This is a genomic window from Micromonospora sp. C31 (assembly GCF_018070575.1).
GTDB lineage: Bacteria > Actinomycetota > Actinomycetes > Mycobacteriales > Micromonosporaceae > Micromonospora.
The window spans coordinates 655,488-670,936 of the sequence record NZ_JAGPXN010000001.1; the positions used below are offsets into that span (position 1 = coordinate 655,488).

Annotated in this window: 14 protein-coding genes; 6 read left to right on the forward strand and 8 right to left on the reverse strand. The window is 74.1% G+C overall.

Annotated features, from left to right (window positions below):
• Positions 1 to 55: 55 nt before the first annotated feature.
• On the reverse strand, positions 56 to 709 hold the full coding sequence (locus KBX06_RS03050) for a ferritin-like fold-containing protein (RefSeq protein WP_210832589.1): 654 nt from the start codon (positions 707 to 709) through the stop codon (positions 56 to 58).
• A 316-nt stretch (positions 710 to 1,025) separates the two neighbouring features.
• Between KBX06_RS03050 and KBX06_RS03055 the strand changes: the two genes are divergently transcribed.
• The 4 genes from KBX06_RS03055 to KBX06_RS03070 all read left to right on the forward strand — a co-directional run bounded on the left by KBX06_RS03055 (position 1,026) and on the right by KBX06_RS03070 (position 5,634).
• On the forward strand, positions 1,026 to 2,696 hold the full coding sequence (locus KBX06_RS03055) for a DEAD/DEAH box helicase (RefSeq protein WP_210832590.1): 1,671 nt from the start codon (positions 1,026 to 1,028) through the stop codon (positions 2,694 to 2,696).
• A 214-nt stretch (positions 2,697 to 2,910) separates the two neighbouring features.
• On the forward strand, positions 2,911 to 4,116 hold the full coding sequence (locus KBX06_RS03060) for an SAM-dependent methyltransferase (RefSeq protein WP_210832591.1): 1,206 nt from the start codon (positions 2,911 to 2,913) through the stop codon (positions 4,114 to 4,116).
• 92 nt (positions 4,117 to 4,208) lie between these two features.
• Positions 4,209 to 5,051, forward strand: a complete 843-nt coding sequence (locus KBX06_RS03065) for a DUF4328 domain-containing protein (protein WP_210832592.1) — start codon at positions 4,209 to 4,211, stop codon at positions 5,049 to 5,051.
• A gap of 166 nt (positions 5,052 to 5,217) precedes the next feature.
• Positions 5,218 to 5,634 (forward strand): helix-turn-helix domain-containing protein, encoded by a 417-nt coding sequence (locus KBX06_RS03070; protein ID WP_210832593.1) that lies wholly within the window; start codon positions 5,218 to 5,220, stop codon positions 5,632 to 5,634.
• A gap of 34 nt (positions 5,635 to 5,668) precedes the next feature.
• Here the strand turns inward: KBX06_RS03070 and KBX06_RS03075 are convergent, their stop codons facing one another.
• A complete protein-coding gene (locus tag KBX06_RS03075; protein ID WP_307854403.1) occupies positions 5,669 to 6,568 on the reverse strand; it encodes a hypothetical protein in 900 nt (299 codons plus the stop codon).
• A 216-nt stretch (positions 6,569 to 6,784) separates the two neighbouring features.
• A complete protein-coding gene (locus KBX06_RS03080) occupies positions 6,785 to 8,920 on the reverse strand; it encodes a RecQ family ATP-dependent DNA helicase (protein WP_210832595.1) in 2,136 nt (711 codons plus the stop codon).
• 148 nt (positions 8,921 to 9,068) lie between these two features.
• Here KBX06_RS03080 and KBX06_RS03085 point away from each other — a divergent pair, with 148 nt between their 5' ends.
• Positions 9,069 to 9,914, forward strand: a complete 846-nt coding sequence (locus tag KBX06_RS03085) for a hypothetical protein (RefSeq protein WP_210832944.1) — start codon at positions 9,069 to 9,071, stop codon at positions 9,912 to 9,914.
• A gap of 76 nt (positions 9,915 to 9,990) precedes the next feature.
• On the opposite strand, the gene KBX06_RS03090 is transcribed toward KBX06_RS03085, so the two are convergent.
• On the reverse strand, positions 9,991 to 11,154 hold the full coding sequence (locus KBX06_RS03090) for a serine hydrolase domain-containing protein (RefSeq protein ID WP_210832596.1): 1,164 nt from the start codon (positions 11,152 to 11,154) through the stop codon (positions 9,991 to 9,993).
• A gap of 111 nt (positions 11,155 to 11,265) precedes the next feature.
• Here KBX06_RS03090 and KBX06_RS03095 point away from each other — a divergent pair, with 111 nt between their 5' ends.
• Positions 11,266 to 11,742 (forward strand): hypothetical protein, encoded by a 477-nt coding sequence (locus KBX06_RS03095; RefSeq protein WP_210832597.1) that lies wholly within the window; start codon positions 11,266 to 11,268, stop codon positions 11,740 to 11,742.
• A gap of 184 nt (positions 11,743 to 11,926) precedes the next feature.
• Here the strand turns inward: KBX06_RS03095 and KBX06_RS03100 are convergent, their stop codons facing one another.
• From KBX06_RS03100 to KBX06_RS03115, 4 genes are read right to left on the reverse strand one after another with little or no spacing between them, the layout of a single operon-like run.
• Positions 11,927 to 13,054, reverse strand: a complete 1,128-nt coding sequence (locus KBX06_RS03100; protein ID WP_210832598.1) for a branched-chain amino acid ABC transporter permease — start codon at positions 13,052 to 13,054, stop codon at positions 11,927 to 11,929.
• Positions 13,051 to 13,941 (reverse strand): branched-chain amino acid ABC transporter permease, encoded by an 891-nt coding sequence (locus tag KBX06_RS03105; protein ID WP_210832599.1) that lies wholly within the window; start codon positions 13,939 to 13,941, stop codon positions 13,051 to 13,053. The genes KBX06_RS03100 and KBX06_RS03105 overlap by 4 nt, the downstream gene beginning before the upstream one ends.
• Positions 13,941 to 14,705 carry an ABC transporter ATP-binding protein gene (locus KBX06_RS03110; RefSeq protein ID WP_210832600.1) on the reverse strand — a complete coding sequence of 255 codons (765 nt, stop codon included), beginning with the start codon at positions 14,703 to 14,705 and terminating at the stop codon, positions 13,941 to 13,943. Before KBX06_RS03110 ends, KBX06_RS03105 begins: the two co-directional genes overlap by 1 nt.
• Entirely contained in the window at positions 14,705 to 15,448 is a 744-nt protein-coding gene (locus tag KBX06_RS03115) for an ABC transporter ATP-binding protein (protein ID WP_210832601.1), read from the reverse strand. The genes KBX06_RS03110 and KBX06_RS03115 overlap by 1 nt, the downstream gene beginning before the upstream one ends.
• Position 15,449: the final 1 nt, after the last annotated feature.

The window sequence follows — 15,449 nt, forward strand, 5'->3', positions numbered from 1 at the left end:
CCGGTCGGCCGCGACGGGTGACGGACGATCGCCCGTCGCGGACCGCCGGTCGCGGTCAGTTGTTGAGCCCGGCGGCGGCCATCCGCGTGGCGTGTGCCGCGGTCAGCCGCCGGAACAGCCCCGGCACGTCGATCCGCCCGCTCCGTACGACGAGCGCGGTGAGCGCCCCCCGCTCGGCGGTGGCCACCCGGCCGGCCTGTGACAGGGCCTCGCCGACCAGTCGCCGCGCCCACATCGAGAGCCGGCCGGCCACCCTCGGGTCCGCCTCGACGGCCGCCCGGATCTCGGCGACGGCGAAGTCGGCGTACGACGAGTCGTGCAGCACGTCGAGGACGAGTCGACGGTCCGGCTCGGCCAGGGCCGCGGCGATCTCCCGGAGGAAGTCGTCGGTGATGGCGTCGCCCACGTACGCCTTCGTGACCGCCTCCGCCCAGTCCCTCGGCTCCGTCGAGTCGTGGTACGCCTGCAGCGGTGCCACGTACGGCGCCATCGCGTCGTCGGGCAGCACGCCGAGCGCGGCGAGCCGGTCTGCCAGCCGCCGGTAGTTGCCGATCTCGGCGGCGGCCATCTCGCCCAGGGCCGCGCGCCGACGCAGATCGGGGGCGAGCCGGGCGTCGACGGCCATCCGTTCGAAGGCGAGCAGCTCACCCAGGGCCACCAGGCCGAGCAGATCGACGACGGCGCGGTCGGGCAGATCGGTCGCGGACACGACCGCAGGCTACCGCCCGCCCGCAAACCGACCTGGAGTGACGCAACTCACGCATGCGGGCCCCGGCGTGGCGCGTGCGGACGGAATCGGGACGCCCCCGGGTCGGTTCAGGTAGCATGGAGCAGTTGCCGCGGGCGCCGACCTGGCCAGCCTGATCCCAGCGATCAGCCGGTCCGGTCGAAGTGTGAGGCCCGCAGCGCGCGTGCGGCCCGGTCCGGCAAAGGCGATCTGCCGCCGACCGTGTGGCCCGCGCCACACCGAACGCGCCCTGAGGACATGACGGGGCGCACCCACGAGAGGGCACCCCCAAATCCATATGAGCGAGCTGACTCAAGACCTCATGGACGGCCAGGAACTGGCCGCCACCGCTCCGGTGCGCCCGGAGGCACCCACCTTCGCCGAGCTGGGCGCGCGTCAGGAGACCGTCGACGCGCTGGCCGCGGCCGGCATCACCCGCGCCTTCGCCATCCAGGAGTACGCGCTCCCCATCGCGATGCGCGGCACCGACCTGATCGGCCAGGCGCCCACCGGCACCGGCAAGACCCTCGGCTTCGGCGTACCGCTGCTGGAGCGGGTCTTCGCGCCGGGCGAGGGCAGCGACGGCGTACCGCAGGCGCTGGTGGTCGTACCCACCCGCGAGCTGGGCATCCAGGTGGCCAAGGACCTCGCCGCCGCGGGCCGGACCCGGGGCGTGCGCGTACTGCCGATCTACGGCGGCGTGGCGTACGAGCCGCAGATCGACGCGCTGCGCAAGGGCGTGGAGATCCTGGTCGGCACGCCCGGCCGGCTGATGGACCTGCAGAAGCAGAAGCACCTACGGCTGGACCGCGTCCACGCCCTGGTGCTCGACGAGGCCGACCGGATGCTCGACCTGGGCTTCCTCGACGACGTCGAGAAGATCCTGGCGATGCTGCCGGAGGACCGGCAGACGATGCTCTTCTCGGCCACCATGCCGGACCCGATCGTCACCCTCTCCCGGCGTTTCCTGCGCCACCCGGTGACGATCCACGCCGGGCACACCGCCGAGACCGGGCCGTCGCCGCAGACTGAGCAGTTGGTCTACCGCACCCACTCGATGAACAAGGTCGAGGTGGTGGCGCGCATCCTCCAGGCGGAGGGGCGCGGGCTGACCATGATCTTCACCCGGACCAAGCGGGCCGCCGACCGGGTCGCCGAGGATCTCGACTTCCGCGGCTTCGCGGTGGCCGCCGTGCACGGTGACCTCGGGCAGGGCGCACGCGAGCGGGCGCTGCGGGCGTTCCGGGCCGGGAAGATCGACATCCTGGTCGCCACCGACGTGGCCGCCCGCGGGCTGGACGTCACCGGCGTCACCCACGTGATCAACTACGACTGCCCGGAAGACCAGGACACCTACACCCACCGGATCGGCCGCACCGGTCGCGCCGGGGCGACGGGCGTCGCGGTGACCTTCGTCGACTGGGACGACATGCCCCGCTGGCGCATCATCGACAAGACCCTCGGTCTGGAGATGCCGGAGCCGCCGGAGACCTACCACACCTCCCCGCACCTCTACACAGACCTGCACATCCCCACCGAGGTCAGCGGCACCCTGCCGACCGCCGAGCGCACCCGCGCCGGCCTGTCGGCCGAGGTCGAGGAGGACCTCGGCGGGGGCCGCTCCCGCCGGGGCGAGGGCGGCCGGGGCTCCCGGCGCGGCGAGCGCGGTGGCGAGAGCCGTGGTCGCGGTGACCGCCGCCCGGGCCGCGCCGCAGGTGCGACCGACGCGCCCGAGGCCGACGCACCGGCCGACGCCGCCGTCGAGGAGGGCCCGCGCATCCCGCGTCGCCGCCGGCGTCGCCGCGCCGGCGAGACGGTCGCGGGCGAATCGACCACGGTGGTGACCGCCGAGACCGACGACGCCCCGGCCGCCGCCGCCGAGGGCGAGGCCGCCAAGCCCCGCCGCCGCCGGCGCCGTCGTGGTGGTGGCTCCGCAGCCGGTACGCCGGCCGAGGCGACCGCCGACTGATTGGCGAGCGTCACCCGAGATCCCCCGGACCGGTGCACCCGGTACCGGGGGATCTCCTCGTCGGGGCCGATGGTCCGGACGAGCGCGACAGCACACCGGCAGGCCCGCGTCGGACACTGGCCGGGACGTGCGCGACAGCCACCGGCGAACCCGCGTCGGAGACCGCCGCCGGACCGCGTGCCGGGATGCGCCGGTCGAGAAGGAAGATGGAGCAATGCCCGAACCGCTGGACGCCGCCCTGACCGAGGTCCGGGCGCTGCTGCTCGACCCGGCGCTCACCCGTGCGGTGGCCGCCGGACGCCGACGTGGACACCGCCCCTCGGTGGTCCGCGCCGAACTGCGGCCGGTGGCACTCAAGGCGGGCCCCCGGTTGCAGATCTCCACCTCCGACGGCTCCCGCCCGTACACCCGCAACGTGGCCCCGGGCCCGGAGGCGGACGCGGCGGTGGACGCCCTGCTGGCCGAGCCGTTCGGCAACTGGCACGTGGAGACGGCCGACGCCACGCTTCAGCTCCGGGTCACCAAGTCGGGCGAGGCGCAGGTGCACCGGGCCGCCGCGACCCGGCCGGCCGTCGAGCCGGACGGGCACGACCGGGTGAAGGATTACCTGCTCGACCCCGGCGACCCGATCTTCGCCGAGATCGGCGGCTCGGCGGCGAAGCGGCGCCAGGTCGACGCGTTCCTGCGGGCGCTGGCGGCGACCCTCCCGGACGACCTGACCGGCCCGCTGCGGGTGGTCGACCTGGGCTGCGGCAACGCGTACCTGACGTTCGCCGCGTACCGGTGGCTGGCCCGGCGCGGGCTCGACGTCGAGCTGGTCGGCGTGGACGTCCGGGAGGACCAGCGGCGGCGCAACACCGAGCTGGCCGAGCGGCTGGGCTGGGCCGACCGGGTCAGCTTCGTGGCCGGCACGATCGCCGACGCGGTCGTGGAACCCGCCCCCGACCTGGTGCTGGCCCTGCACGCCTGCGACACCGCCACCGACGAGGCGCTGGCCCGGGCGGTGCGCTGGCAGGCGCGCTGGGTGCTCGCCGCGCCGTGCTGCCACCACGACGTCGCGGCCCAGCTTCGCACCCGGCCGACCCCGGCGCCGTACGAGCTGCTGACCCGGCAGGGCATCCTCCGCGAGCGCTTCGCGGACGTCCTCACCGACGCGCTGCGGGCCGGGCTGCTCCGGCTGCACGGCTACCGGGCCGAGGTGGTGGAGTTCGTCGACTCCCGGCACACCCCGCGCAACCTGCTCATCCGGGCACGACGCACCGGCACCGCGCCGGCCCCCGCCCAGCGGGCGGAGTACCGGGAACTGGTCGACCGCTGGGCGGTGACCCCACGGCTGGAGGCGCTGCTGCCGGCGGTCATGCCGCACACCGCGCCGGCCCCCGACGCTCCGGTGCCGGACGATGTGGCGGCGGCCCCCTGATCGCCAGAGCGCTCGGGCGGCAGGGGCCGCCGTCCGCCGCATGATCGTCTAGGCTGCGCCGGTCACCTCCGCCGCTTCCCAGGACGGTCACCATGCAATGCCAGAACTGCGGGGATGCGACGTCCCCCGCCGTCAACGAGTGCCAGCGCTGCCGTACACCACTCGGTCAGCCGGCGATCGCGCCGGGGGTGCCCACCTATCCCGTCCGCGGCCTGGGCACGGCTGCCGCGATCGCGGTCGGCGTGGCCAGTCTGCTCTACCTGCCGAGCGGGCTGTTTCCCGTGTTCGGCATCCGGTTCGCCCGCGCCGCCGCCGAGCGTGAGGACCGCGATCTCCTGCTGGGCGCGGCGGTCGCCGAAGTGCTGCTCACCCTGGTCTTCCTGCTGGCGGTCCTGACAGCCGCGGTGCTGGTGATCATCTGGACCTGGCGGGTACGGACGAACCTGGAGGCGTTCCCGGGCGCCCTGCCGACGCTGAGCCCGGCCTGGGCCATCGCCGGCTGGCTCGTCCCGTTCGCCAACATCGTCATGCCGGCCCGGGTGGTGGCCAACGTGGCCCGCGACAGCCTCGGGCGGCGGGGCGCACCGGCGCTGGTCGGGCTCTGGTGGACGGCCTGGCTGGTGTTCAACGGCGCAGACCGGATCCTCGCCTACCTTGACGAACAGCGCTACAGCCGGTTGACCCAGTGGCCCCGCAGCGAGACGGAGTTCGCCACGTACGTCCGCTACTACCAGGACGCGCTCGGCCCCCGGGTGATCCCCGTGGTCGCCTGCGTGGTCGCCGGGGCCTCGTTCATCGTGCTGATCCGCCGGATCTCCCTCGCCCAGCAGGAACGGATCGCCAAGGCAGCCCCGATCTGGCCCGGGCACCCAGGTGGGGTCGTGCCGCCACCGGCACCGGCGTCACCGACGACGGGGGGCACGATCGGGACGTGACACGGGTCGGTCCGAACCGCGGTTCCCGGCTGTGATCCGCGCCGTCCTGGACGGTGGAACGGCCCGCCTCACGAGACGGTTCGATCGGTCAACTGCTTCTTCACCTTTCCGTACTACCCTCAAGAGCGCATCGCCGGGTGCCGGCCGGGAGGGAAGACCCGCAGGGATGGGTTCCGTGGAGGTTTCGCCGCAGATGGCCTTCGCACGTTTCGTGCGGCGCGCCATCGACGACGCCCGCGAGGAACGCGGCTGGACCGTGACCGACCTGGCGTCCCACACGGGCGTCGGTCGGTCGACCGTGTTCCGTTGGCTCGCCGGGGACTGGCAGGACTACCCCGAGCTGGCGAAGGTGCGCGGCTTCTGCTCGGCGCTGGACCTGCCGGTCGCCGCCGCGTTCCGCGCGCTCGGCCTGCCCGACGCCGGTCCCGCACCCCGCCGCCACGTCGACGACGGCCCGGTCGAGGCGGACGTCCGGGTGATCCTGCAACGGCTGGCCGACCCGACCGTGCCGGCCGAGGAGAAGCACCACATCCGCGACCTGCTCCGCTACCTGGCCCGCCGCCCCATCCGCCGCGCCGGCTGAGGAGTCTGCCGCCTTCGGGCGGCATCCAGCGGGGTCAGGGCACGGTGACCGTGAACTCGGCGGTCCGCACCACGCCGGCGACCTGGAAGTCCAGGTAGAGCCGGTACCGGCCCGGGTCGGGCGCCGTCACCCAGAACGTCACCGCGCCGTCGACCGGTTGCGGCTCGGGATGGACGTGCAGGTAGCCGAGATCCCCCTCGCGCAGGGCGACCAGGTGCCCGTACGCGCCGAGGTAACGCTCCAGCGCGGGGCGCCCGCCGGCCGAGTCGACGCGGAAGGTCAGCGGCACGGTCACGCCCGTCTGCGGGGTGCCCTGACAGCTGACGGTGAAGCCGTCGACCGTGGCCGAGGACGCCGCCGCCGGCAGCGGCCTCGGCTGGTAGCCGCCCGGCGCGCTCAGGTCGACCCCGAGGGTCACGGCAGTCTGCCGGCCGTCGTCGGCGAGCGCGGTGAAGTCGGCGTACGCCCGCCAGACCCCCGGCTGCGGCAGGGTCAGCGGCACCGACCAGGTGCCGTCGGCCGCCATCGTCGGGTGCAGGTGCTGGTAGCCGGTGAGGTCGCGACGCACCACGATCAGGTGCATCGGCTTGTCGTGCACGACTGCGAACCGGGTCACCGGGCGGCGTTGCGCGTCCCGTACCTGGAAGCGCAGCTCGCCCGGGCGGCCGGCGGTGAACGCGGCGGCCAGCGGGGCGAGGGTGTAGCCGGCCGAGCTGACCGACAGGCCGCCGGCCTGCGCCGCCGCGCCCTGGTCGGCACCGTGCTCGTGGGCACCCGTTCCCGGCGCGTGGCTGTGCCCGGTGAGGGCGCTCTGCGTTCCCAGCGCCGATGACGGGCCGCCGCCGTTGAGCCGACCGAGACCGAAGCCAAGCAGGACGGCGAGCACCAACCCGCCGACGACCAACGCCAGCCGGACGGTGCTCCGGTCCGGCACGGCCGACACCTGGTCAGGCACCGCCGCCGTCCCGCTCGCGTTCGGGCTGCTCCTCGGTCATGCCGCCCACGCTACCGCCCGTCGGCGCCGCCCCGGCCCGCCGGTGGTGCGGCGTGGCGACGGTCGCACTCCGCTGCCGCCGGGAACTTTCCCGACCGCTGCGGTAATGCGTCGGCACAGCTCGACCGCCCTGCGAGAGCATCGGTGACGGGCGGTTCAGCCGGCCACGGCCAGCGCGAGGGGCAGCACGTCGGGGGCACCGGCCCGGCGCAGCTCCCGGGCGGCCAACGTCATCGTCCAGCCCGAGTCGACCAGGTCGTCGACGAGGAGCACCGGCCCGTCGAGCCCGGCGAGAGCGTCGGCCAGCTCGTCCGGCACGGCGAAGGCCCCGTGCAGGGCGCGTACCCGCTGGGCGCTGTTGCCGCGCGGACCCCCGGCGGGCCCGCCGGCCGGCGGCACCTGGCCCAGCAGCGGCAGCCGGCCCACGGCGGCGATCCGCTCGGCGAGCGAGCCGACCAGCCGGGGCCGGCGGCGCGAGCCGACCGCGACCACGCCGACCGGGCGGCGCGGCCACCGCTCGTCGCCGTGCGCCCACGCCTTCAACACCTCGACCACGGCGGCGGCCACGTCGTCGGGGACGACGACGTCGGTCGCCTCCGGCCCGACCAGGTCGCGCAGCCGGCCGCCCCACCCCAGGTCGGACAGCCGCCCCACCGCGCGCCCCGGCAACGCCTGCTCCGCCGGGGCGATCCGCCCCTTCAGGGGTACGCCCACCGCCTCCAGCCCGGTAGGCCAGAGCTTCTTCGGCGCGATCTCCACGCCCGGCCGGCCGAGGAAGGTCTGCCCGGCGGTCAGGGCGACGTCCGACACGTCGGCCGTGAACAGCGGGCCGGCGCAGCGGTCGCACCGACCGCAGTCCGTGGCGTCGGTGTCGTCCAGGCACTCGCGCAGGTAGCGCAGCCGGCAGTCGGCGGTGGTCGCGTACTGGCGCATGGCCTGCTGCTCGGCGGTGCGCGCCTCGGCGACGCGGCGCAACCGGGCCTCGTCGTAGACCCAGGGCTCCCCGGTGGCGAGCCAGCCGCCACGCACCCGGCGGACCGCGCCGTCGACGTCGAGCACCTTGAGCATCAGCTCCAGCCGGGCCCGGCGCAGGTCGACGATCGGTTCGAGCGCCTGGGTGGAGAGCGGGCGGTCGGTGTGCAGGGCGGCCAGGACGGCGCGGACCTGCGCCTCCGGCGGGAAGGCGAGCGAGGCGAAGTAGCGCCAGATCGCGGCGTCCTCGGTGCCGGGCAGCAGCAGCACCTCGGCGTGCGCGACGGCCCGGCCGGCGCGGCCGACCTGCTGGTAGTACGCGATCGGGGACGGCGGCGCGCCGAGGTGCACCACGAAACCGAGGTCGGGCTTGTCGAAGCCCATGCCCAACGCGCTCGTGGCGACGAGCGCCTTGATCTTGTTGTCCAGCAGGTCCTGCTCGGCGGCCCGCCGGTCGGCGTCCTCGGCCTGGCCGGTGTAGGAGGCGACGGCGTAGCCCCGGGAACGCAGGAACTCGGCGGTCTCGCCCGCCGCGGCGACGGTCAACGTGTAGACGATGCCCGAGCCGGGCAGCCGGTCCAGGTGGTCGGCGAGCCACGCCAGCCGGTACGCCGGGCTCGGCAGCTCGACCACGCCGAGCCGCAGCGACTCCCGGTCGAGGCTGCCGCGCAACACGAGCGCGTCGCCCAACTGCTCCGCCACGTCGGCGGTCACCCGGGCGTTGGCGGTGGCAGTGGTGGCCAGCACCGGAGTGCGCTCGGGCAGGTTGCCCAGGAACGTACGCAGCCGGCGGTAGTCCGGCCGGAAGTCGTGCCCCCAGTCGGAGACGCAGTGCGCCTCGTCGACCACCAGCAGGCCGGTGGTGGCCGCCAGCTTCGGCAGCACGGTGTCCCGGAAGTCCGGGTTGTTGAGCCGTTCCGGGCTGATCAGCAGCACGTCCACCGCACCGGCGTGGATCTCGGCGGTGATCTCGTCCCACTCGTCGAGGTTGGCGGAGTTGATGGTGCGGGCCCGGATGCCGGCGCGGGCCGCCGACTCGACCTGGTTGCGCATGAGCGCCAGCAGCGGCGAGACGATCACGGTGGGGCCGGCGACGCCTTCTGCGCCGGTCGCCTCCCGGTCCCGCAGCAGGGCGGTGGCCACGAAGTAGACCGCCGACTTGCCCCACCCGGTGCGCTGCACGCAGAGCACCCGACGGCGGTCGACCACCAGCGCCTCGATCGCCCGCCACTGGTCCTCGCGGAGCCGCGCGTGCTCGCCGGCCAACCGCCGCAGCACCGCCTCGGCCCGCTCCCGTACCGCCGTCCGATCCTGGCTCATCCGGCATTTCTACCAGCTACGACGGACGTTCCCGCTTCCGTGGGCACGGCGGACCGGTCCGGGCGGCACTTCGGGGGCCACGCGGCGGCAGGGTGGCGTGCCAAGATCTGCGGCGGCAACAGTCCAGCCAGAGAAGAGAATCATGCGAATCACGCAGCAGACCGGCACCGCCGGAAGGGTCCGGCGGGTCGCGACGGCAGCAGCCGCCCTGTTGGCCGCGACCTCCCTGGTGACCGGGTGCGGGAACGACGACGCCCAGGACGCCCCGGCGGCCGCCTCGCCGGTCCCGGCGGCGTCCCCGTCGGCCGACCCGAAGAGCACGCTGCTGGCCGCGGTGCCGGACGAGGAGGACCCGGCCTTCCGGTTCAGCGGCAGCGATCCGACCGGCTTCATCACCGGCGTGGTGGACCCGGCGGGCAAGGGCATGGACCTCACCGTCACCGAGAAGGACGAGGAACTCGACTTCACGATGAAGCTGTCCTTCCGCCTGATCGAGCAGCGCTCCTGGATGAAGGTGAGCTTCGACGGCGCCGACCAGCTCAGCAGCATGCTGAAGCTGCCGAAGAAGTGGATGGAGCTCGACCACGCGAAGCTGAGCGACCCGGCCAGCGTGCCGTACTACGAGGGCGCGGACCCGGGCAACACCGGCGCGATCCTGCGGGCGGCGGAAGACACCGTGACGGACCAGGGCGGCGGGACCTACACCGGCACCGTGGACCTGACCGACGGTGAGCACGTGCGCCAGGCCATGACGGACAGCGTGGACGTCGACGCGCTCGGCGCGGCGGCGAAGGCGATCCCGTTCACGGCCGTCGTCGGGGCGGACGGGAACCTCACCTCGCTCACCCTGGAGATCCCGGCGGCCGGCAAGAACAAGGCCACGAAGTACGTCGTGAAGTACTTCGACTTCGGCAAGGCCCCGAAGGTCACCGTGCCGACGGGCAGCCAGGCGCAGAAGGCTCCGGCGTCGGCGTACGAGTTGCTGAACGGCTGACGTACGAGGACACGGGAAGACGGGGTCGCGGTCGCACGAGGGGGCCGCGACCCCGGTCGGGGCGAGCCGGCAGGGGTCAGGCCGGATCGCGGGACACCGCCGCCCGGACCGCCTCGACCAGGCTCGTCGTGCGGGGGTCCGGGCCCATCGTGACGCGGAGTCCGCTCGTCACGTAGCCGAAGGCGATGCCGCTGGCCGGGTCGGCGTAGCCGAGCGAGCCGCCGTGGCCGGGGAAGCCGAAGGCAGTGGGCGACCACCACGGCTGTTCGGGCAGCGGCAGGCCGAAGCCGAGCGCCGGCCTGGTCGGCACCAGCAGCACCCGGTCGACCCCAGCGGCCTGTTCCCGGGTGGCCGCGTCGAGGGTGGCCGCGTCGAGGATCCGGACGCCGTCGACCTCGCCGATCAGCCCCGCGTAGAGGCGGGCCAGCGACGAGGCGGTGCAGATGCCGTTGACCGCGGGGATCTCGGCCGCCCAGGCACGCGGGTCGGCGAGGTCGAGCGGCGGGTCGGTCACCATCGTCGACCGGACCACCAACGAGGTCGGATCGGTGTACGCCGCGAGCGCCTCCGGGGCCGCCCCGGCGGCGGTGTGCGGAGCGGTCGGCTGTTCGACGAGCCGGGCGACCCGGTGCGCCTCGGCGGCGGGCAGGCCGACCCAGAAGTCCAGGTCCAGCGGTGCGGCGATCTCGTCGGCGAAGTACGTGCCGAGGCTTCGGCCGGAGACCCGGCGTACCACCTCGCCGATCAGCCAGCCGTAGGTGAGCCCGTGGTAGCCGTGTGCCGTGCCCGGCTCCCAGGCCGGCGCCTGGGCGGCCAGCGCGGCGACGACCGGCTCCCAGGTGAGTGCCTCCGCCAGTGGAACGGAACGGTCGAGCACCGGCAGCCCCGCCTGGTGGGACAGGAGCCAGCGGACCGGGATGCCGTCCTTGCCGGCCGCCGCGAACTCCGGCCAGTACTCGGCGACGGGGGCGTCCAGGTCGAGCTGCCCGCGCTGGGCCAGCAGGTGCGCGCAGGCCGCCGGCACGCTCTTGGTGGCCGAGAAGACCACCTGGAGGGTCTCCTCCCGCCAGGCGCGGCCGGTGGCGGGATCGGCGAGCCCGCCCCACAGACGGGCCACCTCCCGGCCGTGCCGGTAGACGCTGAGGGCCGCGCCGATCTCGGACCGCGTCTCGAAGTTCGCCAGGAACGCCTCCCGGACCGGCTCGTAACCCGCCGCCACGGTGCCGCTGACCACGGACATGCGCTTCTCCTCTCGGAGTGTCGGGCCTGGACGACGATCAGCCTCAGGCAGTCGCGTCAGGATAACCTGACGCAATCAGTCAGGACACCCTGACAAGCATATGCTTGCGGGATGGCGGAGGCGGAGGTGCCGGGACACGCGAACCTCATCGGGTTCCGACTGCCGGACGGGACGCTGAGTACCGACGCCGCAGCACCCGCGACGGCCGTCGGCTACCGGGCCCGGTGCAGTTGCGGCTGGGTCGGCGCCAGCGACTACCCGGCCGCCGAGGAGGGCCGGTGGATGGCCACCTCCGAGTGGGGCGGACACATCAGGCCGGTCCTGGCCGCCACACCGCCCGGTTGGCTGCTGGGCCGTTCCGACACCCTCCGCGACAACGTCGCCGAGCTGGCCACCACCTGGCCGTTGCAGGCGCTCGGCATCCTCGCCGAGGTGGAACGCTGGCAACGGCCGCTGATCGAGCGTGCCGTCGTGGCGGCGCGGGAGGCCGGGCTCTCCTGGGCCGAGATCGGCAACGCGCTCGGCATCAGCCGACAGTCGGCGCACGAGCGGTTCCGCAACCTCACACCGCCGAAACCCTCCGCCTGATCGGATCCGCAGGCACGACCCGCTCACGGCGCACAGCGGGCGCGCGCCGCACAGGATCGACGATCCCCTCGACAGCCCACCGCGTTGCGAGCCGTCGATCCCCGTCCACCCGGAAGCCCCGCCGATGACGGGCTGTCGCCAGGCGGCGGCAACGTCGTCGTCGGCGGGGCGGGGCCCGCGACCGTCAGGGGCGGCGGGACGGGATGCGCAGCGAGTGCCGCAGCAGGGCCAGTCGCGGGGCGAGGCTGGCCAGGCCGCCGGGGAAGAAGTAGACGGCCAGGATGAAGACCGTGCCGAGCACGAAGAGCGGCTGCGACAGCGGGTTGCTCAGGAACGCCGGCAGGGCCTCCACCGCGTCGGACGTGCCGAACGCGACCAGCCGGTGGTCCAGGTACATGTAGAGGATCCCGCCGATCACCGGGCCCCACCGGGTGCCCGGCCCGCCGAGCACCACCATGACCAGCAGGGCCAGGGTCCACTCGGAGGAGGTGATGTGCGGCGAGGCGCCGCCCACGATGAGGACGTAGACCACGCCGCCGGCCGCCGCGAGCCCACCCGCCAGGGTGAACGCCACCAGCTTGAACCGGTACGGGTCGAGCCCGAGCACCCCGATCCGCCGCTCGTCGTCGCGCAGGCCGGCGAGCACCCGGCCGGTCGGCGAGCCGGAGACCCGGTGCACCACGAAGACCACCACGACCAGGTACGCCAGCGCCAGCCAGTAGAGGTTGACGGTGTTGGTGACCCCGACCAGCCCCTGCGGCAGCCCGGAGACGTCCAGCGGCAGCCCCTCCTCGCCGCCGGTGAGCCCGCCGAAGTCGCGGGCCACCAGGATCGCCCCGACCTGGGCGAAGGCGAGCGTCACCATGGCGAACGCGATGCCGACGGTACGCAGCGCCACCGCGCCGAGCAGCGCGGCGAGGATCGTGCCGCCGGTGACGGCGAGCAGCCCGGCCTGCCACAGCGGCAGTCCCGCCTTGGTGACGAGGATGTCGGTGCCGTACACGCCGGCGGCGAAGTAGAGGGCGTGCCCGAAGGAGAGCATCCCGGTGCGCCCGAAGAGCAGGTCGTACCCGGCGGCCAGGCCCCCGAAGACCAGGCAGACGGCGAGCAGTTGCAGGGTGCCCGGGGAGTTCAGCGCCCCCTCGAAGACGCCCGGCAGGTGCAGCGTGGAGTACGGCAGGACCAGCGCCACGACCAGCGCGACCAGCGGCAGGTACGGGCGCAGCCCGTGCCACCGCCCGCGCCCCGGCGTCAGCTCGTCGGGCACCGCCGCGGGCGGCGCCGGAGCCTCGGGGCTCTTGACCTCGGTCATGCCGTTGCCACCTTTCCGGCGATGCCCTGCGGGCGCAGCAGCAGCACCACGGCCAGCAGCGCGACCACGCAGATGTCGCCCAGCCCGGAGGTGCCGTAGTAGTTGACGAACTGTTGGGTCAGGCCGACGGCGACCGCCGCGTACGCGGACCCGATGACCGAGCCCATCCCGCCGATGACCACCACGATGAACGCGAAGATCAGCAGTGAGCCGCCCTGGCCGGGCGAGACGGTGCCGAAGTAGACGCCGCCGAGCGCGCCGGCCAGCGCCGCCGCCGCCCCGCCGATCGCGAACACGAGGGTGAACGCCTTGCGCACGTCGATGCCGAGCGCGGTGACCATCTCCCGGTTCTCCACGCCGGCCCGGATGATCAGGCCGTAGCGGGTCCAGCGGAGGAAGGCCAGGATCGCGCCGAGCACCAGCACCGCGGCGATGATCAGTAGCAGGCCGCCGTTGGGCACGTTGGCGCCGAGGATCCCGGTGACCTGCCGGGTCCACTCGGGGCGCGGGAACGGCCGGGCGTCCGCACCCCAGGTGGCCTGGAGCAGCGCCACGCCGGCCAGCGAGAGGCCGACGGTGACCAGCACCTGCTCGATGGTGCGCGAGTAGAGCGGCCGGATCAGCACCAGCTCGACGAGCACCGCGACCAGCGTGCCGGCGGCCACCCCGAAGACGACCGCGAGCACGAAGCCGAAGCCGTCCGACCCGGCGCCGGGCAGGTTGTGCGCCGCCCACCAGGTCCCGTACGCGCCGACGCCGAGGAAGACGCCGTGCGCGAAGTTGAGCACGTCGGCCAGGCCGAAGACCAGCGAGAGCCCGCTGGCGACCAGGAAGTAGAGCGCCGCCAGGCCGAGCCCGGTGAGCGTCAACAGGATGACGGTGTCCATCAGTGCTGGTCCTTCCGCGCGCCGGCCGGCGTACCGGCGGGGTGGTGTCCCTCCGCCGACCCGACGCCCAGCAGCGACTTCGTCAGGGCGGTCTCCAGCAGCAACTCCTGCGCGTCGCCGGTCCAGGCGACCCGGCCGGCGGCCAGCACGACCGCGTCGCGGGCGAGCCGCCGCACCACGGCGAGGTTCTGCTCGACCAGCAGCACCGGCACGGACTCGGCGACCCGTTCCAGCACCTCGGCCACCTCGGTCACCACCTTCGGCGCGAGCCCCTTGGTCGGCTCGTCGACCAGCAGCAGCCGGTTGTCGTTGAGCAGCACCCGGCCGATCGCGAGCATCTGCTGCTGCCCGCCGGAGAGGGAGCCGGCCCGTTGCCGTCCGCGCCGGTCCAGCTCCGGGAAGAGCGCGAAGACCTTGTCGTACGCCGGGGTGCTGCCCCGCCGTTCGGCGAGCCGGAGGTTCTCCGCGACGGTGAGGCCGGCGAAGACGCACCGGTCCTCCGGCACGTAGCCCAGCCCGCCGCGGACCAGCCGGTGGGTGGGGCGGGCCAGCAGGCTCTGGGCGCCCATCCGCACGGTGCCGCGCACCTCGCCGGCGGGCGGGGTGAGGCCGACGATCGCGCGCAGGGTGGTCGTCTTGCCGACGCCGTTGCGCCCGAGCAGGACGGTGACGCCGGTCGGGGCGACCGTGAAGGACACCCCTTGGAGGATGTGCAGCCCGGCGATGCGGACCGACAGGTTCTCCACGCTGAGAATGGGTTCCACTAGAGCGCCTCCCCCAGGTATGCCTCTTGCACGGTGGGGTTGGCCATCACCGTCTCCGGGGTGTCGCAGGCCAGCAGCGCGCCGTGGTGCATCACGGCGATCCGGTCGGCCAGCTCCAGGATGACGTCCATGTGGTGCTCGACCATCAGCACCGACCGGCCGCTGTCGCCGGTGAGCGAGCGGATCACCGAGACCAGCTCGGGCACGTCCTCGGCGCTGACCCCGGCCATCGGCTCGTCGAGCAGCATGACCCGGGGCTCCCCGGCGAGCAGCAGGGCGATCTCCAGCTTCCGCTTCTCGCCGTGGGCGAGGGTGCCGGCCAGCGCCGTACCCCGGTGGGCGAGGCCGACCCGGTCGAGCGCCGCGTCGGCGGCGACGGCGACCTCCCGGTCGGCCGCCGCCCGCCGCCACAGCTTCATCGAGCCCCCGCGGTGCGCCTGCACGGCGAGCCGGACGTTCTCCCGCACGCTGAGCGAGGAGAAGACCGAGGAGGCCTGGAAGGTACGGCCGAGGCCGAGACGGGCCCGCTTGTGCGGCGGCAGGGAGCCGATGTCCTGCCCGTCGAGGCTGATCCGACCTTCCGTGGCCCGGCGTACGCCGGTGATCAGGTTGAACAGTGAGGTCTTGCCGGCGCCGTTGGGCCCGATGACGCCGAGGAACTCCCCGGGCGCCAGGTCGAGGTAGACGCCGTCGACGATGGCGACCTCACCGATCCGCCAGGTCAGACCGCGGGTGGCGAGCATC

Excerpts from the sequence above, each read along its gene's own strand:
- KBX06_RS03055 (WP_210832590.1), top strand. The coding sequence starts at position 1,026 with ATGAGCGAGCTGACTCAAGACCTCATGGACGGCCAGGAACTGGCCGCC.
- KBX06_RS03060 (WP_210832591.1), top strand. The coding sequence starts at position 2,911 with ATGCCCGAACCGCTGGACGCCGCCCTGACCGAGGTCCGGGCGCTGCTG.
- KBX06_RS03065 (WP_210832592.1), top strand. The coding sequence starts at position 4,209 with ATGCAATGCCAGAACTGCGGGGATGCGACGTCCCCCGCCGTCAACGAG.
- KBX06_RS03070 (WP_210832593.1), top strand. The coding sequence starts at position 5,218 with ATGGGTTCCGTGGAGGTTTCGCCGCAGATGGCCTTCGCACGTTTCGTG.
- KBX06_RS03080 (WP_210832595.1), bottom strand. The coding sequence starts at position 8,920 with ATGAGCCAGGATCGGACGGCGGTACGGGAGCGGGCCGAGGCGGTGCTG.
- KBX06_RS03090 (WP_210832596.1), bottom strand. The coding sequence starts at position 11,154 with ATGTCCGTGGTCAGCGGCACCGTGGCGGCGGGTTACGAGCCGGTCCGG.
- KBX06_RS03095 (WP_210832597.1), top strand. The coding sequence starts at position 11,266 with ATGGCGGAGGCGGAGGTGCCGGGACACGCGAACCTCATCGGGTTCCGA.
- KBX06_RS03100 (WP_210832598.1), bottom strand. The coding sequence starts at position 13,054 with ATGACCGAGGTCAAGAGCCCCGAGGCTCCGGCGCCGCCCGCGGCGGTG.
- KBX06_RS03105 (WP_210832599.1), bottom strand. The coding sequence starts at position 13,941 with ATGGACACCGTCATCCTGTTGACGCTCACCGGGCTCGGCCTGGCGGCG.
- KBX06_RS03115 (WP_210832601.1), bottom strand. The coding sequence starts at position 15,448 with ATGCTCGCCACCCGCGGTCTGACCTGGCGGATCGGTGAGGTCGCCATC.